Here is a 21,746-nt window from a genome sequence, read left to right as displayed (position 1 = left end):
CATGAGACTTTCAGAAAATTTCTTTCCCTATCTAATGTTTTGCCCGCTGCCGGCGTGTCTCAAACAAGCATATGCCAGCACTGACTGAAACATTCAGGCTCTCCACACTACCCAGCATGGGAATGGAAACAAGCTGGTCACAGGTTTCGCGCGTAAGCCGGCGCATGCCTGTTCCTTCTGCACCCAGTACCCAGGCAACAGGTCCGTCCAATGTGACGGAATTAAGATCGCTCTCCGCATCGGCAGCAGCGCCAACCAGGGTTATGCCACGCTGCTTCAATTCTCGTAAGGTACGCGCCAGATTGGTGACAGAAACATATGGCACGGCATCAGCAGCGCCACTCGCCACTTTATGCACCGTCGCCGTGAGTCCAACGGCACGATCTTTTGGCGCAATGACAGCGTGAACACCGAAAGCATCCGCTACTCGCAGGCAAGCCCCCAGATTATGCGGATCGTGGATGCCATCCAGCACTAGAAGTAATGCCGGTTCCGCAAGCGTGTCGAGTACATCTTCGATATCCACATGACTGCGGGATGCATCTATATTTGCCGCCACGCCCTGATGGCGGGCATTGCCTGCCATCGCCGCAAGCCTTGTCTGATCGCAGGAGATCAGGCGAATGTTTTGGACCTCGGCAAATTTTGCCAAATCACGTGCACGCTGGTCGCGCCGGGTAGAATCGAGAAAAATCTCCCTGATGCTGCCGGGATTCTGCCGCAAACGGCTGGTAACGGCATGAAAACCGAATATAAGACGGAAATTAGACATTCTCTAAACACGTATTGTTATGGACCGGTAGGGGTGGGACTGTTTATCCTGCCTGACTCAGGTTGAATCCTTGTCGCTATTTTCAGCCAGCACAAAATCGATTTTGCTCGACTCCAGATCTACCCGCACGAGCCTGATCCTGAGTCGATCGCCAAGACGGTAGCGCTTACCGCTACGTTCACCCAGCAACATGTGCTTGGTAGCGTCGAAATGAAAGTAATCGCTGGGCAACGCGGAAATATGCACCAGTCCTTCTACATAAATGCCATCCAGCGCCACGAACAGGCCGAAACCCGTTACGCCGCTGACGACCCCCTCGAAAGATTCCCCAATTCTATCCTGCATGTAATAACACTTGAGCCATGTCTCCACATCGCGCGTCGCTTCGTCCGCGCGGCGCTCTGTCTGGGAGCAATGCATGCCGAGTTCGTGCCAGCTGCCAGGAGAGTACACGGTGCCACTCAACACCGCCTTGATGGCACGGTGCACCAGCAAATCGGGGTAACGCCGGATGGGTGATGTGAAATGGGTATACGACTCATAGGCAAGCCCAAAATGACCCACGTTATCGGGACTGTAAACCGCCTGACGCAAGGACCGCAGCATTACAGTCTGCAACAACTGCGCGTCGGGCCTATCCTTTATCCTGGTCAGCGTTTTTGCGTAGTCCTTGGCACTGGGCGCATCACCGCCGCTTAGCTGCACACCGAACTCTTTGAGGAAATCACGCAAGGCAGCAAGCTTTTCCGGCGTAGGGCCTTCATGAACACGATAGACGGTGGGTTGTTTATGCTTCTGCAAAAAATCCGATGCACATACATTAGCCGCCAGCATGCATTCTTCGATCAGGCGATGGGCATCATTTCGCTTTATTGGAAGGATACGCTCGATTTTGCCCTGAGCGTTGAATATCATCTGCGTTTCAATCGTTTCGAAATCGATCGCGCCGCGTTTCGTTCTTGCTTTCAGCAGAACCTTGAACAATTTGTAGAGCAACTGGATATGCGGCAAAAGCGCTTGATATTGCTTCGCGTCCTCTCCCTTGGGATTTTCCAGCATCCCCGCCACTTTGGTATAGGTCAACCGGGCGTGGGAATACATTACCGCCGGATAAAACCGGTAGTCACGAAAATCCCCTGCGGCATCCAGCTGCATCTCACACACCATGCATAAACGCTCCACTTGCGGGTTGAGTGAGCACAGACCATTGGAAAGAACTTCCGGTAGCATCGGAATCACGCGTCGCGGAAAATACACCGAGTTGCCGCGATTAAGCGCCTCCCGATCGAGTGCATCGTGCGGACGCACATAGTGACTGACATCGGCGATGGCAACATATAATTTGAAACCCTTCCCATCACGCTCGCAATACACCGCATCGTCAAAGTCTCGCGCGGTTTCGCCGTCTATGGTCACCAGCGGCAGATGACGGATATCCTCTCTTTCCGCCAACTCTTCTGTTAGCACCTTCTCCGGAAATCGAGTGGAAAGCTTTTCCACATCCGGTGGAAACAGGTTAGGCAGGTCATGCTTGCGCAGGGCAATTTCAATTTCCATTCCCGGCGCGGTGTATTCACCCAGAATCTCGACGATACGGCCAATGGGTTGCGCATGCTTGCTCGGCTGCTGGATGATTTCCACCATCACTACCTGGCCAGCCCCGGCATTCATGGATTCTTCGCTGGGTATCAGAATATCCTGGCTGATGCGCCTGTTTTCCGCCTCTACAAACAGTATTCCATGATCGGCGTGCAACCTTCCCACCAGCTGCGTGACGGCACGCTCAAGCACTTCCACAATGGTTCCTTCCCTGCGTCCGCGCCGGTCCACGCCAATTTCGCGTACCATCACACGGTCACCATGCAACGCCTTGTGCATTTCCTTGGCACTCAAAAACAAATCCGGACTGCCATCATCGGGCACCAGGAATCCGAACCCATCCGGGTGGCCCTGTATCCTGCCCTTGATAAGATTGAGCTTCTCCACCACGCAGATATCGCCCTTGCGGTTACGCATGATCTGACCTTCGCGCACCATTGCGGAAACACGGCGGCTAAAAATTTCATTTTCTTCTTCCGTGATTTCAAGCAGCCCTTGCAATGCTTCCTCATTCACGGGCACACCCTGCTCTTCCAGGATTTGCAGCATGAACTCCCGGCTTGGCAGCGCATGGCCGTAACGTTGTTTTTCACGTTCAAGGTGAGGATCCAGACTGCGAAGTTTGCGTTTCTTCTTGATTGACAAAGCAATGATTTCCTATAGAATTGGCGCCTCTATCCCGTACCTTTGTCCCGTATTGAGACAGAAAGCAGGCATCGCCCAGATGGCGGAATTGGTAGACGCACTAGGTTCAGGTCCTAGCGGTGGCAACACTGTGGAGGTTCGAGTCCTCTTCTGGGCACCACGATGTAAACACGTTTCCCATTAAGTCTCAAGCGCGTCATATTTGCGGAAACTGCACGGTTTTTCCGCAGTTCTGGTGAATGCTATACCGTTTGACTTCAAGATTATAGCAGGCGGCACGCGGTATCGAAGAAAAGGTTAGGCAACGTCAAGGCTGTGCCGCTGATAGCAAACGGCAATACCCCATGACTGTGGCGGAATATTTTCGGCCTTGGGCCTTGGGCCTCGTGACGTTTTCCATAATTTCCACAGTTAAAATGGCGCCCTGTTTTCCCTTGAAGTAGCCACAGTTATTGGATGCCGCCGATTCTGGTATTTTCCAGCTGTAAAATCTTACAGCTATCCACAGTCTTCAATCCGTTGTCTCATAACGTTTTGGAGGCAGACCATTACCCCTTTATTCGTCATAACGGTATGGAGATTCACCTCGTATCATGTGTCTTGTAAGAAGGCAAAATACTGCTTTCAATTCGATTTTATGTAAACAGTGCCGTAATAAAGAAGGGGGATTCCTGGCATTGCGGCCCAGCCATACCGCGAGTCCCGATTTCTGTTGACACAACATAATGAGGCACGCCTTTCCACGGAAGCGATGAAAGTGATGTTGAAGCCAGCAGACTACTATTACAACTACTGGAGTTTCTTCCAATGAACGACGTCGTTGCCGCTTTTAATGAATACTTTGAAGTGATTGACGCACACTCTCCGGAATTATTGCATCACGCATTTAAGCTGCGCTACCAGGTGTATTGCATCGAGCAACGTGCCCCAGGGTTCGAAGCATCGAAGTATCCCGCAGAGATGGAAAGTGACGAGTACGACCCTCATTCATCCCATATACTTCTAAGACATCGCCCATCCGGCGAATTTGTCGGAACCGCGCGCCTGATACTTCCCGATCCACTGGACCCGAAGAAACTGTTTCCAACCGAGCAGCACACCCGGCTTGACCCAGCTCTCATTGATATGAGTCACTTACCACGGCGGCATACCGGTGAGATATCGCGTCTGGTCGTTGTACGTCGATTTGCCCGGCGCAGGGACGAACCACTCCATGCGCTTGAAAAGGGAGCGAACATTGAAAAATGGAACCCCACAAGCAAGCGGCGCTTCCCTCACCCTCTGCTGGCACTTGCTGTTGGCATCATACGGATGTCGGTAGAACGCAATGTCACTCACTGGTTGTCTGTCATGGAGCCTTCGTTGAATAGATTGTTGAGTCTCTATGGACTTCAACTCGATCCGGTGGGGCCGATAATCGAACACCATGGCCAACGCGGACCCTACTACGTCGATCTGGTCAAAATGTTGGACAGAATGCACAAAGACTACAACGAGTTTTGGGAGCTGGTTACCGACTACGGCCGGCTCAGGCCAATATCCAGCGAATACACGCAAAGTTCTGTATCAGATTCTGAGCATTTGCTGGAAGCGGTCGAATGATAGATTTCAAAAGATTTCTACAGCTTTATCCATGGCATCTGTTATCAACATTATTGGGTAAAGGCTAAACAATAAAGATGCGGCAGCCTGTAATGCGGGTACGTTCAAAACCTGACGTATCCCTGGTCTGCTGTCTATTTCTATTTTGATGATTTGATCCCGGTTGGGCCTCAGCAGATAACGCGAACGAATAAATTATATAAAACTCGTGATAACTAAAATAAACACTGGTCGCCTCGTTTTATTGTTATGCCTGTTGCTCGGCATGAATTGTGCCACGAACATGGCTTGGGCAGTGGAACCCTATGATGTTGTGACCAATTCGAGCGTGAATGAGAAAACGCTACCCAAGAGTTCGCTCCGCGCCATCTTCGGCATGCGCCTGCATACCTGGCCGGACGGCACAGCAATCAGAGTGTTTGTAATGCCAGATGATGCGCCCCTGCATGCAACCTTTTCTAAAGAAAAGCTGAATGTCTTTCCGTATCAATTGCGCTCAGCATGGGATCGGCTGGTGTTTTCCGGCACGGGTCAGGCTCCCGAGACCGTAACCTCCCCAGAGGAAATGCTTGCCAGGGTTGCCAGTACGCCTGGAGCCATCGGCTATTTAATCAAATCCAAGACGGATGGCAGAGTTAATGTACTCGAGATCAAGTAGTTGCCCGCGTAAGCGCTCTCCATGGGTCATCACTGTGATTGCCCTGCCGGCACTCCTGTGGAGTTTATCTGTGCAAGCCGACATACTGCCAAAGCTGCCAAAATTGCCAACGCTGCCAACACTGCCAAAGCTGCCGCCACTGCCTCATAACCTGCAAATTCATGGTTTTGCAAGCCAATCTTGGCTGATGAGTTCGGGTAATAATAACTTTTTTGGCAAGAGCAGTTCCGATAGCGGCAGCTTCGACTTCAGGGAATTGGGATTGAACGCTTCGATGCGGCCACTGACGAGGTTACAATTTTCGGCACAAATGCTGTCTCGCACCGCTGGTGAAGGCAGTCCCGGCAATGTCCGCCTCGATTATGGATTTATGGATTATACGTATTTTTCCGGTGAGAGCAGCCAACTGGGAATACGGCTGGGCAGAATGAAAACTCCCCTTGGCTTCTACAACGACACGCGTGACGTTCCCTTCACGCGACCGAGCATTCTGTTACCTCAGTCCATCTATTTCGACCGTACGCGCAAGCTTGCGCTGGCCGCCGACGGCGTGCACTTATACGGGGAATACCGCTCGGATTTGGGAGATATCTCCTTTCAGGGTGGTGTGGTGCGTCCACTGGTGCTAGGGGACGAAGCCGAAGCGGCTGTGCTGGGGGGACAATTTCCGGGTCATTTGACGCCAGATATATCGTATACAGGTCGCGTTAATTATGACCTTGATGGTGGGCGTATCCGCTTTGCCGTCAGCGTATCCCGGCTAAATATCAGTTACGTTCCCGGTGCAGGTGATGTCCTTCAGGCAGGCTCGGTTAACTTCACCCCTTTAATTTTTTCCGCACAATATAACGCCGAACGCTGGAGCCTCACTTCTGAATATGCGCTCCGCCGTCTTCAATATAACAACTTCGGCGCCGTGCCCAACATGGACTTTTACGGTGAAAGCTATTACTTTCAAGGTGTCTACCGCTTTACCCCCGCATGGGAAGGCATTGTCCGTTACGATGTCTTGCTTACGGACAAAGACGATCCCCATGGGAAAAAATGGGCAGCCGCCCGGCCCAGCAGATCAGGCCTCGCCGATACTCGCTTTGCAAAGGATATAACTGTAGGATTGCGCTGGAATATCACACCCGAGTTCATGTTGCGCGCGGAATATCACCATGTAAATGGCACCGGCTGGCTCTCAACCTTGGACAACCCGGTTCTTGGCAACCTGGATCAGCACTGGAATCTCTTCTCCATCCTTGGCTCTTATCGGTTCTAGGACGACGATAATCCATGCAACACAACCTCCACAAAGGCACGGTACAGCATGAGGGTACCGCAAGCTTAAGGCCACACAGATTTCTGGGCCTGAAGTGGAAAGTCTTGTTGTTGAGCAGCCTGATATTGTTCGCTATCGTGGCGTCATTCAGTGCAATTACTTACTTACGCCTGATTAACAACTTTGAACGCGAAAGGGATGTGCAGCACCAGCGTTATGCCAGCGAAGTGGAGGGCTTGATAAAAGAAACCTCGCAGGATTTACATCAATTGGCTGAACTGATTCCTTTTCTAGAGGGAATGAGCACCGCCCTGCTCATCAGCAAGAGTGAAAATATTGCGAAGACGTTTGATCTTTACTGGACACCCCTTCAGTTCAACAAAGGTATTGAACTGGTACGCTTCTACAGTAAGTCGAATCAATTGCTGGCAAATTGGGGTAGCCCTGAATCTGATATGCACGGAAACGAGGGGATGTTGAATTGGGTTCGTGAAGTTAATGCACAAGAACAACCCATCAGTCCTCTTAGTTGTGTAGAAAGCTGCATGCAGTTTGTTGTGGCGCCTTTGCTGGTCGAGGGAATAAGTGTTGGCGTGGTAGTCGTCGGGATTTCCCTGGTCGATGCCGTCCTGGGGTTCAAAAATATTTCAGGAGCCGATATTGGCTTGTTTATCAAAGAACGGGACAACGCACCTAAAAGTAACGGTATGAGAATCTCAAACTGGGGCGTGAGGATTGCCGCGCTTACCAGCAAAGAAAAAAGCTTCGCAATTCTCAATAGAGCCGCCGAACAATACCCGGATTTTAACCACCTTGAAAATGGTGTGCAGGTTTCCTTGGGCAACCGTCACCAGCAAATAAGGCTGCTTTCCCTGGGAAGAGAAAATCCAACCAGCAAAGCGCAGTTAATCGTTATCACCGATATCACTTCCACCATTGATGTCATTAACAGTTTGACATGGCAAAATGCAATGACAGGTTTAGTGGGGCTTCTGCTTTCCGTCATATTACTGTTTGTAATCCTTACAAAACCGCTATCGCGATTCAAACACATTGTCTTTGCCTTACCGCTCTTAGCCCACAGTAATTTCGAGAAATTTCGCTCATCACTTCATTCCGCCGGCCAGAAACAATGGTTAAAGGATGAAATTGACACGCTTGATGAAACAGCGGTCGCCTTGTCTTATCAACTCGAGAAACTTGAAGATCAGGTCGCGGATCGGACACGGATATTAGCGGCGAAAATGGATGAGTTGAGCAAGGAAAGAGATTTCATCACAAACCTGCTCGATATCGCACAGGTGATTGTATTGACACAAAATGCCAATGGCAAGATCATGATGCTTAATGCTCACGGCGAGATGCTTATTCAATATACGGAGCAGGAACTGCAAGGAAAGCCTTTCATCCAGCTTCTTACTCTCGACAATGATCTGCAGGACTTGCCCACCCATCTTGAGGAAGTGCGGTCTGAACAAAGAGACCAGCTGCGTCATGAAGCCAATATTTTGTGTAAAGATGACTCGGTACGCCACATACTCTGGCTGCACTCCCGTCTGACACGGCACTCCGCGGATGATCCAGCGATGTTATCGGTAGGCCTCGACATGACGGAACATAAGCGTGCGGAGGGCCGGTTGGCATGGCTGGCCGATCATGATCCGCTCACGGACCTATTCAATCGGCGCCGCTTTCAGGAGGAACTGGAGCAGATGCTCAATTTGGCTGCCCGTTATAACTATTCGGGCGCGCTACTCTTTTTCGATCTTGATCAGTTCAAGTACATCAACGACACGAGCGGACACCAGGCGGGTGATGCTTTGTTGAAAATGGTCGCGCGCATGTTGCTTAGCAGCATCCGCAGCGTCGATATACTTGGACGGCTGGGCGGAGATGAATTCGCGGTGATATTACCGCAGACCACCCCTGAAGGAGCAATAGAAGTCGCAAAAAATGCTCTGGCAGCCATGAGTCAGGGAAAGCTGACTGTAAACGGTCGAACACATAAAGCGTCAGCCAGTATTGGTATTGCCCTCTTTCCTGAGCATGGGAACAATGTTCATGATCTGCTTGCGGCAGCGGATCTCGCCATGTATCAGGCAAAGGAGGCGGGGCGGGGTGGCTGGCATCTGTTTTCCAACGAGGAAAAAACCCGGGAGCGTATGCACACGCTTGTGTATTGGAAAGAGAAGATTGAATACTCCTTCTTGCATGACAGATTCTTCTTCTACTTTCAGCCGATCATGCATATTCAAAACAAAACCATCGATCATTATGAAGTACTGTTGCGCATGCTCGACAATGACGGAACAATACTTGCTCCTCATCTTTTTATACCCGCGGCGGAACAAACCGGGCTTATTCATGCCATTGACCATATGGTTCTGCGAAAATCCATTGCCCTATCGGCGGGAATCCAGCACCGGGGGCACAACGTCCGTTTCTCGATAAATTTGTCCGCCCATGCATTTCATGACCCGGAATTGCTGCCGATCCTGACCGAGACCTTCGCACATTATGGTGCGGATCCATCCACTTTCATGTTTGAAATAACGGAAACAGCGGCTTTGGAAGATCTGCCCGCGGCACGGAAACTCATGGAGACAATCAAGACACTTGGCTGTAGTTTTACGCTGGATGATTTCGGCGTTGGCTTCTCGTCCTTTTATTACATACGGCAACTTCCGATTGATGTGGTAAAGATCGATGGTTCGTTTATACGAAATCTGGCTGATAATCCCGACGATCAAATCCTGGTAAAAGCCTTATGCGATGTGGCCAGAGGATTTGGGAAGCAAACAACGGCCGAGTTTGTAGAGAGTGCCGCGACATTTTCGCTGCTGGAGAAAATGCAGGTAGACTATGCACAAGGTTATTGGATAGGAACACCGGTTCCGGCCCATGAATCGCCCTTCAAAGATTTTCTGCAGGAATGAGGAGGAGAAGCCTGTGAGTATGAGCTGGAAGAACAGATCAGGTTTATTCGCTCCGATCGTGTTTATCAGGACTCATTTGCGGTGCCTGTTCCGTAACCTCACAGGGGGGTTCCTTCTCGGTGGATTTTCCCAGGTAGGTGTTTGCATAAGAAGCGATTAATATCATTACAGACAGCGCAAAAACCCTTGTCGATTCCATCTCCCCATGCTCTCCGAATGATTTTTGATCTCCCCTTAGTTAAATACAGTGGGCAGATTATTATCTTGTATCTTACGGATTCTGAAGACAGGGACAATTGGACTTAGGTACACCCGCATCACCGGAACATCGGTGCCCTGATTCTCACCAGGATTCAAAGCATTTTCTGGCCGCATTCATGAGGAGTAGCTTTTCTGATATTCAAGCTTCGTCAGGTTCCGGGTTTTCGGCAAATTCCGGCTTCGCCTTGACGTTGGGAATACCGGATGAAATGGATTCTTGTTTGCCAATCTTGCCCGGAATCTTGGGTGTGGCGCATACGACATCCGCATTTTGCGCACGGTGGCGCAAGGCATGATCCATGAGCACCAATGCCAGCATTGCCTCGGCGATGGGCGTGGCGCGAATCCCTACACAGGGATCATGTCTGCCGTGTGTTTCCACTATGACGGGCTTTCCGGACTTATCAACCGAGCGTCGTCCCAGACGGATACTGGAAGTCGGCTTGACGGCAATATTAACGATAATATCCTGGCCCGTGGAAATCCCCCCCAATATGCCCCCCGCGTTGTTGCTCAAGAATCCTTCGGGGGTGATTTCATCAGAGTGCTCGGTACCTTTTTGCGCAACGGATGCAAATCCCGCCCCGATTTCCACACCTTTCACCGCATTGATACTCATCATGGCGTAGGCGATTTCCGCATCCAGCCGATCATATACCGGCTCACCCCAGCCTACCGGCACGCCTTCCGCCACGATGCTGATTTTTGCTCCGACAGACTCACCGGATTTGCGCAGCTTATCCATGAACTCTTCGAGATGGGGTACCAAGCTGGCGTCAGCCGCAAAAAACGGATTCTGATGAACCATCCCCCACTGTTTAAACGGGATATCCACGGGCCCCAGCTGAGACATAAAGCCGCGTATTATCACGCCGTATTTTTCAAATAACCACTTTCTGGCGATAGCCGCTGCAGCAACCCGCACCGCGGTTTCGCGTGCGGAGGAACGTCCACCGCCGCGGTAATCGCGTATGCCGTATTTCTGCCAGTACACATAGTCCGCATGCCCTGGCCGAAAGCTATCCATGATCTTGCCGTAATCCTTGCTACGCTGATCCTCATTACGGATCAGCAGCGCAATGGGGGTGCCGGTGGTTTTGCCCTCGAATACGCCCGAAAGGATTTCCACGGTATCGGATTCGCGACGCTGCGTTACATGACGCGAGGTACCGGGCTTGCGCCGGTCCAGGTCTTGCTGGATATCTTCGGTGGATAATTCCATTCCCGGCGGACAGCCATCGACAACACAGCCAATGGCGGGACCGTGAGATTCACCAAAAGAGGTGACGCAAAAAAGCTTACCAAGGGTATTACCGGACATTTTATTTTCTCGCCAAATCAATGCCTCAAGTTTAACATATCCCTTCCACGCCTCCACCCCGCCATCCAGTCAGACACGGAATGAACAAACCATGACAAAACCCGATCCCGACAAACTCAAGGGTCCCGGCGGCTTGACCTTGCGCCAGATTCATGAGCAAGTGAAACTGAGCACGGCCCGCGACCGATCAGAAAGACTACAGAAAAAGTCCGCGCAGACGATCAACCTCAATCGCTGGCAGCGGTTTGTCCATTATGTATGGGACAAGAATAGAGGAAAATCATGAAGGCCGTACTGATGAATAGCCCGGGTGAACCGGGTGTATTGGCAGCAGCCGATGTGCCCATCCCGCCCCTCACCGATCCATCCAGCGTACTGGTGAAACTGCATGCCGCGGGTGTGAACCCGATAGATACCAAAGTGCGCAAGCTCAATATGTATTATCCCGATAAGCTGCCTTCAATTCTGGGCTGTGATGGTGCGGGCGTGGTGGAAGCGGTAGGGCGTTCAGTCACGCGCGTGCACCCGGGCGATGAGGTATTTTTTTTCAACAATGGCCTGGGCGGCTCACCTGGAACATATGCTGAATACACGGTGGTAAGGCAGGAATATCTGGCATTGAAACCGAAGAATCTCTCCATGCTGGAAGCGGCTGCTATGCCACTCGCAATGATTACTGCATGGGAAGCGCTGGTAAACCGCGGCGGTATGAGTAAAGGCCGGCCCGCGCTCATTCACGCAGGCGCGGGCGGCGTGGGTCATGTCGCGATTCAGCTCGCCCGCTACTTGAATGCACCGGTCGCCACGACGATATCATCCGCCCGGAAGGCGGAGTTTGTGCAATCGTTGGGAGCGGAACTGGCAATCAATTATACCGAGCAGGATTTTGTGGAAATGGCACTGAACTGGACGGATGGACTGGGCGTGAGACTTGTCATGGATACGGTGGGCGGAGAAACTTTCTGTAAATCTTTCGCCGCAACCCGGCTATATGGCCGCGTAGTGACTCTGCTTTCGACTACATGCGATATCAGGCACACCAATACCGCCCGGCTGCGCAACCTTACTGTCGGCTATGTACAAATGACCGCCCCGCTCTATTTCGGTATACACCGTGCGCGTGTAGCCCAGACCCGCATACTCGAACATGGTGCGCTGCTGTTCGGACGGAATTTACTCAAAATTCACATTAGTCATGTACTACCGTTAGAGAAGGCCGCCGAGGCACACCGGTTGGTTGAAACCGGACACACCATCGGCAAGATAGTATTACAGATTGCCTGAGTAGAAAGTAAATTCAGCCACACCCGGGATTTACTCGTTGATCCGCCCTGTCGATAGCATCTCGATTCCCCATGCCACCCCAAACCCGGTAACGTCGCTGCCAACCGCGCCCAGTCCGCCCTTGTTACTACTTGCCGAAAGATCCATATGCAGCCAAGATACATCGCCCACAAACCGGCTGAGAAAACGCGCGGCGATAATGTGATCCATCTCCCCCTCCAAGGTGCACTGCTTGACATCGGCTATCTTGCTTTCCAGCTCCGCATCGTAGTCTGCATCCATTGGAAATGCCCAGGTCCGCTCGCCACTTGTCTTCCCCGCTGCAAGCGCCATCTGCGCCAACGCTTCCCGGTTGCTGAATATGCCGCTATAACGCGATCCCAGCGCCACGTGCATGCTGCCGGTCAACGTCGCGAAATCAATCATTACATCAGGCTTCTGTTTTGCCGCCAGCGTCAGCGTGTCCGCCAGCACCATCCGGCCTTCGGCATCGGTATGGATAATCTCGATGGTGGTGCCGTTCAATGCCGTGATGACATCGTTCTGCTTGTAGGCGCGTGGGCTGATGTGGTTCTGGGCAAGGGCGAGCCAGCAATCGATGTTCACCGGCAGGTTGGCACGCGTTGCAGCCAATAAAATGCCCAAGGCCACGGCGGAACCATTCATGTCCTCGTGCATGCCGTGCATGTAGCGAGGCGGCTTCAAATTGTGACCCCCGGTATCAAAGCAGATACCCTTGCCTACCAACGCGACGGTTTTATGCGCATGCTTGATGCGCCGTTGCAAATGCACGATGGCGGCATCTTCCGGATCGCTCCCCTGGGCCACGGCGACAAACGCGCCCGCGCCCATCTTGCGTAGCGCCTTGATATCAAATTCCTGATGCTTCCAGCCTTCGCTGGCTGCGAGCTTCTTGACATATTTTCGATAAAGCCCCGGCGTCAATTCGTTGGGCGGCAATACCGTAAGTTCACGCGTGAGCAGATTGCCTTCCGCCTTGGCTTGCGACACGGCAAAGTTGCCCGCGTCTTTATATCCATGCAACACGATTCTTGCCAACGACTTCCTGTCCGATTTTTTCTTGCTGGTTTTGCGCAATGGCAGCATTGAACCATTGATCCAGGCAGCATATACCGCCAGTTCCGCGAATGCGCGCTTTTCATCTATATTGCCGTAAATCGCGATATGCGTTTCCGCCGGATTTTCCTCCAACAGCAGTTGCATAGCCTTGCGAACGGAGGTTTGTTGCTCGAATGGGGATTTTCCTGAATCCACCATGACCCATACGCATAAAGCCCCGCTGCCAAGATTGGCTGCTACCGGTGTATCGCCAATTTCCCCAAGCGACATTCTGCGTCGGGATAACAGAACTTCCAGTATGTCCTTACCCAGGAAATCAAGTTTGTTTTGATGCTTATCCAAAACCTTACCCGGCTTGGGCAGCACCACCAGAATATGTGTTGCCTTGGTGGATTGACTTATAAGCGAAGCATTCTGCGTCAGCGTTGCGAGCATATTCCTATCCTGTAAAATATAAGCTTGTTATTATATACACCCTATATCTATTCCGCGCACCGCACGTAAGCTCAAGAATTTTGCCTACCACCCTCCTATGCGCCAGTACCTTGATCTAATGCGGCATGTGCTCAATCACGGGCACAAGAAATCCGACCGCACAGGTACCGGCACGCTTTCAGTATTCGGCCACCAGATGCGTTTCGACTTATCGGAAGGGTTTCCGCTCGTGACCACCAAGAGATGCCATCTGAAATCCATCATTTACGAATTGCTGTGGTTTTTGCAAGGCGATACCAATATCAAGTACCTCAAGGATAATGGTGTGTCCATCTGGGATGAATGGGCTGACGAGAACGGCGACCTGGGTCCCATATATGGCCGGCAGTGGAGATCCTGGCCGGGTGCGCCAAGTGTAGAGAAACAGGAAATCGATCAAATAAGCGGGGTAATCGAGCAGATCAGGAATACCCCGGATTCAAGACGCATGGTCGTCTCATCCTGGAATGTAAGCGAGCTGAATAAAATGAAATTGTCACCATGCCACGCCTTATTTCAATTCTATGTTGCTGAAGGCAAGCTTTCATGCCAACTCTATCAGCGCAGTGCGGATATCTTTCTGGGTGTTCCGTTCAATATCGCCTCCTACGCGCTGCTCACGCTGATGGTGGCACAAATATGCAATCTGAAACCTGGAGATTTCGTGCACACCCTGGGCGATGCTCACCTTTATCTCAATCATCTGACACAGGCACAGGAACAACTGAGCCGCGAACCCAGAAAACTGCCGGTAATGAATTTGAACCCGGCAATCGATAGTATTTTTGAATTCAGATACGAGGATTTCATATTGGAAGGCTATGACCCTTATCCGGCAATCAAAGCGCCGGTCGCGGTATGACTCCCCGCCGTCTTTCCATTCTGGTGGCCATGGCCCGAAATCGCGTTATCGGCAAGGATAATGCATTGCCGTGGCGTCTGCCCCCCGATCTGAAGCGCTTCAAAGCGCTTACCATGGGGCATCCTATTATCATGGGCCGTAAAACTTACGAGTCCATCGGCAGGTCGTTACCGGGCCGCACCAGCATTATTGTTACACGGCAACCCGATTACAAAGCTGAGGGCGCTATCGTAGTGGGTTCATTGGCGACCGCGCTGAGAACCTGCTACGAGTGTGCCGATACGGCGGAGAGCTTCATCATCGGCGGGGCTGAAATATTCCAGCAAGCGTTGACTGTCTGCGACCGATTGTATATTACCGAGATTCAAAAAGATTTTGAGGGTGACGCACTATTTCCCAAATTCAGCCAGGGGGAATGGCGCGAAACATCACGCGAGAAACATCATCTGGATGACGATGGACTGGAATATCATTTTGTCGTGCTTGATCGCAAGTGGAATTAACCCGGATGATCCATTAGGACATGAGACCAGTCCCGTGATCGAGTGAGGTATCCGGGCTAAGGATATACTCCCGCCCAGGCATGAATGTTTGAGAAAAAAAAGGCGGGCACGCCTTCATTGTGCCCGCCGTCTATCTTTCCAGAATTCTATTTTGATCCCTTGGTTACAACACCATTACATCCGGCAACGGAAAACCGTTGAAGTTGCTGGCATAGGCGGTGGTGTAGGCACCCGCATTGGGAATATAGATGAAATCGCCTTCCTGAATATCCTCCGGCAACATTTCGTCACGCATGAGAATGTCCACCGAATCGCAGGTCGGTCCGGCCACGGACCAGGGAATGTCCCGCCCCTTGCGATCAGAAAGGATTTCATAGCGCAGACCCTCGGTAACCTCGATCACACCGCCAAACATGCCCGCGTCCCAATACATCCAGCGCTTCCCACTGCGGGTAGCTGTTCCCACCACGCGGCAGACGAAATACGCGGCATCGGACACGAGATAACGCCCTGGCTCAGCCATGACACGAATACTCTCCGGCAGGTCCGCGATAGCCGTATTTACGACTTCCGCTATTATTTCAATCGAAGGAATAGGCTTGATATGACGTACGGGATAACCGCCGCCGATATTGAGCAAGCGCGGGGTCAACCCGGCGCGGCGCATATCGGCAAAAACTTTTTTGGCTCGCTCGATACCTACCCGCCAGTTCTGCGGATTGCGGCACTGGGAACCCACATGAAAAGTTACCCCGGCAAGATCGGCCTTAAGTTTTGCCGCTTCGTTAATGATGCCCTTGATCTCCGCGGCATGCGTGCCAAATTTGCCGGCCAGCGGCCAATCGCTGCCAATATTGGGTGTGTCGATGCGCAAATACATTTTTGCATCCGGCTTGACATTCACAATTTTACGCAGCTCTTCGACACTATCCAGCACATACCATTCAACGCCTTTAGACGCCGCATACTCCAGATAATCCCTTGATTTCATTGGGTTACTGTAATATATCTCTACAGCAGGCACGCCTAGGCTGAGCAGCAGATCCAGCTCGGAGATAGAGGCTATTTCAAAACCCACGCCCTCCTCGATCATGGTTCTCAGCACGCGCGGATCTGGATTGGCCTTAACAGCATAATGTGGCTGCACGCGTGGCATGGCAGCTTTGAAACGGCGGGCTTTATTGCGGACGATATTGCTGTCAACCAGCAGGAATGGCTTGCTGTAGCCTTTTTTTAGGGCTTCCTGGACATGTTGAAAATCCAGGCTGACTTCGGGATGGGTATCGAATACTGCTTCGGGCTCTACTTTTTGCCGTAGAGCGGCATTACGCATTTGCATGAGAATCTCCTCAGGGAGGCGCTACGTTACGGGAATATGGATATTTACCAAATCAGCCGTGTCGAAATAGTTTGCTTTGCTTTTCATGATGACCTCCTGTTCTTTATGTGGCGAAAAAAAGCGGATTATAGACTGCATTTTGCTGGAATCAAGCGTTTTTTTCTCATCTGAAAAAAATAATCGCGGACGCTCGAAATTTTGTGGAAAAACCTATCCCGCATCGTGTTACCGTTGCCCGCTCTAAACAAAGATATTGAGGGGCAAAGCCCCCCATAGCAACCCAATTTTGTAGTTCTTTTGGCATATTCGTAACCTGAAGGCGACCCCATTCCCAATCATTTTCGTGACCAACAAAGGCCCGTCTCATCCAATAAATGAAATCAAATTTTCGGCAGGGTCACACCCTGCTGTCCCTGATATTTTCCACCGCGATCCTTATAGGAAATTTCGCAGACTTCGTCAGATTCAAAGAAAATCACCTGAGCCACTCCCTCGTTCGCGTAAATCTTGGCAGGCAGCGGTGTAGTGTTTGAAAACTCGAGCGTGACATAACCTTCCCACTCCGGCTCGAATGGAGTGACGTTGACAATGATGCCGCAACGCGCATAGGTGGATTTTCCCAGGCAAATGGTCAGTACATTGCGTGGGATGCGAAAATATTCGACGGTGCGCGCCAGCGCAAAGGAATTGGGCGGGATGATGCAAATCTCGTTTTTGACATCGACGAAGGAGTTGGAATCAAAATTCTTGGGATCAACAATGGTCGAGTTGATATTGGTGAACAGCTTGAATTCATCCGAGCAACGAATATCATAGCCATAACTCGAAGTTCCGTAGGAAACGATCTTGTGGCCATTCACATGCTTGACCTGATTGGACTCGAAAGGCTCGATCATGCGATGCTCCGCCGCCATGCGGCGAATCCACTTGTCAGACTTTATGGTCATTTTTGAAAAACGAAAGTGAGTGTAATATTAAGCGTGAACAGATGGTCAACCCCGCGGCGGCACCGTTATTACCAACCCCCCCGCCGGCCATTGTCCCGCCGGTCCGCCACGGGATTATCAGGTATCCTGGATCACTATGTTTGCAAATAATGCCGAGTGATCGAGTGACAATTCGTCGATCTTGACCGCAAGGCGGCGGGCAATGCCACGATAGATCTCCGCTATCCGTCCGTCGGGATCCGCAACCACCGTGGGTGCGCCCGCGTCAGTATGCTCGCGGATTCTGATATCGAGCGGCAGTGCGCCCAGAAACTCCACATCATAATCCTTGCACATCTTTTCCCCGCCGCCCTGGCCGAAAATATGCTCTTCGTGACCACATTGAGAACAAATATGCGTACTCATGTTTTCGACGATGCCAAGGATGGGAATACCCACTTTCTGGAACATTTTGAGCCCCTTGCGAGCATCCAGCAGCGCGATATCCTGTGGGGTGGTGACAATAACGGCACCGGTAACCGGCACCTTCTGCGCAAGCGTCAACTGGATATCACCGGTACCGGGCGGCATATCCACAATGAGATAATCCACATCGTTCCAGCGTGTATCATTGACCAACTGCTGCAAAGCCTGCGTCACCATCGGCCCGCGCCACACCATCGGCGTCTCCACGTCGATCAGGAAACCGATGGACATGGCCTGGATGCCGTGCGCTTTCATCGATTCAATGCTTTTGCCATCAGGTGATTCGGGGCGGCCGGTAATCCCCAGCATCTGAGGCTGTGAAGGGCCATAAATATCGGCATCCAGAATGCCAACAGAAGCACCTTCCGCAGCCAGTGCCAATGCCAGATTTACCGCCGTGGCGGATTTGCCCACCCCGCCCTTGCCGGAAGCCACCGCAATGATATTCTTCACGCCGGGAATGAGCTTCACTCCGCGTTGTACACTGTGAGAAACAATCTTGCTCGTGATATTGACGCTTACGTCTCCGCCACCTGCAATGGTTTTGAGTTTACCGGCCACCTGCTGGCGAATACTTTCGATTACACTCTTTGCCGGATAACCGAGCACGATATCAAGTGAAATATTATCGCCATCTATTTTGATGTTGCGCGCCTCATTGCTGACCACATAATCCTTGCCCGTGCTCAGATCGGTAATTTCCTTGAGCGCGGATTGCACTTGCTGTTCGGTGATAGCCACTTTTACTACTCCTTTACCCTGCGCCTGCGAAATAAATAAACCCTGACCAACTTTAAATATTAACAAATATCGGGGTTGAGGATCTGATGACCAAAAAATAAAAAGCAGACATAATGAAGAATGAATATACGGAATACATCTCGCATCTTTAACCTAACTCCGGTACTTGATCGCTCATTTAATAAATGGGTATATGATTAATAACAATATTTCATATTATTGACTCTCCCTGTTGAATGAAGCCGTCAGGGGTGTGAATTACGCAGTTTTTGCGGTATAGCTGCATTTCAATTTATTGAAAATGGCACGGCTATTCCACACCGTTGCGCTTTGCCACGTGTCCCCAAAACCCTACGCCCACTACCAACTACCGGCTTCAGGTTTAAAGGCGGCTTTATTTCACTGGTATAAATTCGTAAGTAACCAGAGCGATCAGGAATTGGTTTCCTTCAGTTCTACAGACCGCTAACCCCGCAGTTTGTTACAATTGTATTTGACAATTTCTATAGGCAATTGATGAACAAGCGAAAAATTCTCGTTACTTCCGCCCTGCCCTACGCCAACGGCAGCATCCATCTCGGCCATCTGGTGGAATACATTCAGACCGACATTTGGGTGCGTTTCCAGAAAATGCAAGGGCATGAGGTGCATTATGTGTGTGCCGATGATACGCACGGCACACCGATTATGCTTCGCGCCGAGCAGGAAGGTATTACGCCCAAACAATTGATAGATCGTGTGTGGCACGAACATAAAACTGATTTCGATAACTTCCATGTCGGTTTCGACAACTACTACACCACGGATTCGCCCGAGAACCGGGAGTTTTGCGAAGATATCTACCGTCAGCTCGAAGTTAAGGGCTTGATCACCCAACGCTCGGTCGAGCAGTTTTATGATCCTGTCAAACAGATGTTCTTGCCCGATCGTTATATCAAGGGCGAATGCCCGAACTGCCATGCCAAAGACCAATATGGGGACTCCTGCGAAGCTTGCGGTGCGACGTATTCACCAACCAATCTGATCGACCCGTACTCCGCCGTTTCCGGTGCAATCCCGGAACGAAAATCTTCAAAACATTATTTCTTCAAGCTTTCCGATCCGCGCTGCAAGGCTTTCCTTGAGAAATGGGTTTTTGAATCATTTGAAGGCCAATCTGGCATCACGCCAGAAGTAAAACGACGGCTTCAACCGGAGGCTGCCAATAAAATGAATGAGTGGCTTTCGGGCGGCCTGGTTGATTGGGACATTTCCCGCGATGCCCCCTATTTTGGCTTTCCGATTCCCGGCACAAATGGCAAGAAATTCTTCTATGTCTGGCTGGACGCTCCCGTGGGCTATTTTGGCAGTTTCAGGAATTACTTCAAACAGAAGCAGCGATCTCAGGCAGAAATTGACGAGTTTCTGAGACCCGGCGGCAATACCGAAATGATGCACTTCATCGGGAAAGACATTCTCTATTTTCACGCCCTGTTTTGGCCAGCAATGCTGGAATTCTCCGGCTACCGCACCCCAACCCAAATTTACGCCCACGGATTCCTTACCATCAATGGACAGAAGATGTCCAAATCCCGCGGGACGTTCATTACCGCGGAAAGCTATTTAGCCCAGGGTTTGAAACCGGAATGGCTGCGCTACTACTATGCTGCAAAACTCAATGACAGCATGGAAGATATTGACCTCAATTTCGATGATTTCATTGCACGAGTTAACAGCGATCTGGTAGGAAAATACATCAATATAGCCAGCAGGTGCTCAGGTTTTATTACCAAGAAATTTGCCGGCAAGCTTACCGACACTATGTCAGAGGCCAACAGAAAATGGTTCAATCAGTTTCTTTTCTGCGAATTGGGTGAAGGGGATACCTTTCTCAGTCGCCACGTCTCAATCGCATACTTTTATGATCGCAGGGAATACGGCAAGGCGATAAGGGAAATGATGCTTGCGGCGGACGTTGCCAACCAATACGTAGACCGGATGAAGCCATGGGAATTGGCAAAAAGCAGCGAACATGACCTCGAATTGCGGGAGGTGTGCAGTGTGGCGTTGAATATGTTCCGAATTTTGACTATTTATCTAAAACCGGTACTGCCAGAACTTGCCATGGAAGCCGAACGATTTCTTGGGGTAAGCCCCTTTATCTGGAACGATGCTAACTCACAAAATAGATTATTACCTGACGGTCATCAGATTAACGAGTATAAGCATCTTATGAGCCGCATCGATTCCAAACAGATCGAGGCGTTGATCAGAGTCAATCAAGAAAGCCTGCAACCGTCAAAAACCAAACAACAAGTGCAAACCATGGATAAAAATTCCTCGAACTCTTCCTCCTCGCCATCCTCGGGCGGGGAGAACGTAAAAGATGCCGTGCCGGCAACTATCACGATTGACGATTTCACCAGGATTGATCTCAGAGTGGCAAAAATCATTGATGCCGAACATGTTGAAGGCGCAGATAAATTGCTGAAGCTCACCCTGGATGTAGGGACAGAGCAACGCACGGTTTTCGCCGGTATAAAATCGGCCTACGATCCGGCGCAGCTCAAAGGCCGCCTGACCATTATGGTAGCCAATCTTGCGCCACGCAAAATGAAATTCGGCCTCTCGGAGGGAATGGTGCTGGCTGCCGGGGGTGAGGACGGCGGACCTTACCTGCTCGCCCCGGATGAGGGAGCGCAACCGGGAATGAAGGTTAAATAGACGATCTTCGCGCAGCCACACTCATATAGAGCGCGCTCAATGTCCATAAGAATGTCCACAGAATACGGAACCGCTACTGTTGCATCACCCCCGTTTGACGAGGATAAATGAACGATTGGCGCCAGATTTTGTGCGCTCGCAAGGACATCCATGAAAATTCCGAAAAGAATTGAACCACTCGTCGAGGAGGGCCTCGTCGATGAAGTCATCTGCCAGCTCATGAGCGGCAAGGAAGCCATGGTCTACGTGGTTCGCTGCGGAGAAGCGATTTGTTGCGCCAAGGTATA

Annotated in this window: 16 protein-coding genes, 1 tRNA gene and 1 pseudogene; 11 read left to right on the top strand and 7 right to left on the bottom strand. The window is 51.0% G+C overall.

From position 1 onward, the window contains the following. Positions 1-31 precede the first annotated feature (31 nt). The gene (gene rlmB / locus BLO43_RS11835) at positions 32-772 is read right to left on the bottom strand and encodes a 23S rRNA (guanosine(2251)-2'-O)-methyltransferase RlmB (RefSeq protein WP_090907232.1); all 741 of its coding nucleotides are present in this window, start codon (positions 770-772) and stop codon (positions 32-34) included. Between the two features lie 57 nt (positions 773-829). Next, a complete protein-coding gene (gene rnr, locus BLO43_RS11830; RefSeq protein ID WP_090907231.1) occupies positions 830-3,016 on the bottom strand; it encodes a ribonuclease R in 2,187 nt (728 codons plus the stop codon). Positions 3,017-3,089: 73 nt separating this feature from the next. Here rnr and BLO43_RS11825 point away from each other — a divergent pair. From BLO43_RS11825 to BLO43_RS11805, 5 genes are all read left to right on the top strand, one after another. Then, positions 3,090-3,176: transfer RNA gene (locus BLO43_RS11825), tRNA-Leu, on the top strand. A 647-nt stretch (positions 3,177-3,823) separates the two neighbouring features. Continuing rightward, positions 3,824-4,618 carry a PEP-CTERM/exosortase system-associated acyltransferase gene (locus BLO43_RS11820; RefSeq protein WP_090907230.1) on the top strand — a complete coding sequence of 265 codons (795 nt, stop codon included), beginning with the start codon at positions 3,824-3,826 and terminating at the stop codon, positions 4,616-4,618. A 265-nt stretch (positions 4,619-4,883) separates the two neighbouring features. Then, on the top strand, positions 4,884-5,276 hold the full coding sequence (locus BLO43_RS11815; protein WP_090907229.1) for a type 2 periplasmic-binding domain-containing protein: 393 nt from the start codon (positions 4,884-4,886) through the stop codon (positions 5,274-5,276). A 70-nt stretch (positions 5,277-5,346) separates the two neighbouring features. Continuing rightward, positions 5,347-6,543, top strand: a complete 1,197-nt coding sequence (locus tag BLO43_RS11810) for an OprO/OprP family phosphate-selective porin (RefSeq protein ID WP_254773451.1) — start codon at positions 5,347-5,349, stop codon at positions 6,541-6,543. Between the two features lie 14 nt (positions 6,544-6,557). Next, positions 6,558-9,479, top strand: a complete 2,922-nt coding sequence (locus BLO43_RS11805) for a bifunctional diguanylate cyclase/phosphodiesterase (protein ID WP_090907227.1) — start codon at positions 6,558-6,560, stop codon at positions 9,477-9,479. 400 nt (positions 9,480-9,879) lie between these two features. On the opposite strand, the gene aroC is transcribed toward BLO43_RS11805, so the two are convergent. Beyond that, on the bottom strand, positions 9,880-11,061 hold the full coding sequence (aroC, locus tag BLO43_RS11800; RefSeq protein WP_090907298.1) for a chorismate synthase: 1,182 nt from the start codon (positions 11,059-11,061) through the stop codon (positions 9,880-9,882). Positions 11,062-11,152: 91 nt separating this feature from the next. On the opposite strand from aroC, the gene BLO43_RS11795 reads away from it, so the two are divergent. Both BLO43_RS11795 and BLO43_RS11790 read left to right on the top strand, forming a co-directional pair. Continuing rightward, positions 11,153-11,347: a hypothetical protein gene (locus BLO43_RS11795; RefSeq protein ID WP_090907226.1), complete on the top strand. Its 195-nt coding sequence runs from the start codon at positions 11,153-11,155 to the stop codon at positions 11,345-11,347. Further along, positions 11,344-12,345 (top strand): zinc-dependent alcohol dehydrogenase family protein, encoded by a 1,002-nt coding sequence (locus BLO43_RS11790; protein ID WP_090907225.1) that lies wholly within the window; start codon positions 11,344-11,346, stop codon positions 12,343-12,345. The genes BLO43_RS11795 and BLO43_RS11790 overlap by 4 nt, the downstream gene beginning before the upstream one ends. Before the next feature lie 30 nt (positions 12,346-12,375). Here BLO43_RS11790 and BLO43_RS11785 read toward each other — a convergent pair whose 3' ends face one another. After that, on the bottom strand, positions 12,376-13,860 hold the full coding sequence (locus tag BLO43_RS11785) for a M17 family metallopeptidase (protein WP_090907224.1): 1,485 nt from the start codon (positions 13,858-13,860) through the stop codon (positions 12,376-12,378). A gap of 97 nt (positions 13,861-13,957) precedes the next feature. On the opposite strand from BLO43_RS11785, the gene BLO43_RS11780 reads away from it, so the two are divergent. Continuing rightward, positions 13,958-14,761 carry a thymidylate synthase gene (locus BLO43_RS11780; protein WP_090907223.1) on the top strand — a complete coding sequence of 268 codons (804 nt, stop codon included), beginning with the start codon at positions 13,958-13,960 and terminating at the stop codon, positions 14,759-14,761. Next, positions 14,758-15,264: a dihydrofolate reductase gene (locus BLO43_RS11775; protein ID WP_090907222.1), complete on the top strand. Its 507-nt coding sequence runs from the start codon at positions 14,758-14,760 to the stop codon at positions 15,262-15,264. Before BLO43_RS11780 ends, BLO43_RS11775 begins: the two co-directional genes overlap by 4 nt. Before the next feature lie 163 nt (positions 15,265-15,427). On the opposite strand, the gene BLO43_RS11770 is transcribed toward BLO43_RS11775, so the two are convergent. From BLO43_RS11770 to apbC, 3 genes are all read right to left on the bottom strand, one after another. Continuing rightward, positions 15,428-16,603 (bottom strand): type III PLP-dependent enzyme, encoded by a 1,176-nt coding sequence (locus tag BLO43_RS11770; protein WP_090907221.1) that lies wholly within the window; start codon positions 16,601-16,603, stop codon positions 15,428-15,430. Between the two features lie 380 nt (positions 16,604-16,983). Then, entirely contained in the window at positions 16,984-17,550 is a 567-nt protein-coding gene (gene dcd / locus BLO43_RS11765) for a dCTP deaminase (protein WP_090907220.1), read from the bottom strand. A 117-nt stretch (positions 17,551-17,667) separates the two neighbouring features. Beyond that, complete coding sequence (gene apbC / locus BLO43_RS11760) at positions 17,668-18,756, bottom strand: iron-sulfur cluster carrier protein ApbC (protein WP_090907219.1); 1,089 nt, start codon at positions 18,754-18,756, stop codon at positions 17,668-17,670. 516 nt (positions 18,757-19,272) lie between these two features. Between apbC and metG the strand changes: the two genes are divergently transcribed. Continuing rightward, a complete protein-coding gene (gene metG / locus BLO43_RS11755; RefSeq protein WP_090907218.1) occupies positions 19,273-21,459 on the top strand; it encodes a methionine--tRNA ligase in 2,187 nt (728 codons plus the stop codon). 150 nt (positions 21,460-21,609) lie between these two features. After that, a pseudogene (locus tag BLO43_RS17100) lies at positions 21,610-21,746 on the top strand (serine protein kinase RIO); the annotation flags it as partial.

The organism is Nitrosospira sp. Nsp13, from assembly GCF_900101945.1.
GTDB lineage: Bacteria > Pseudomonadota > Gammaproteobacteria > Burkholderiales > Nitrosomonadaceae > Nitrosospira > Nitrosospira multiformis_D.
This window is presented reverse-complemented; position numbering and strand designations above follow the sequence as displayed.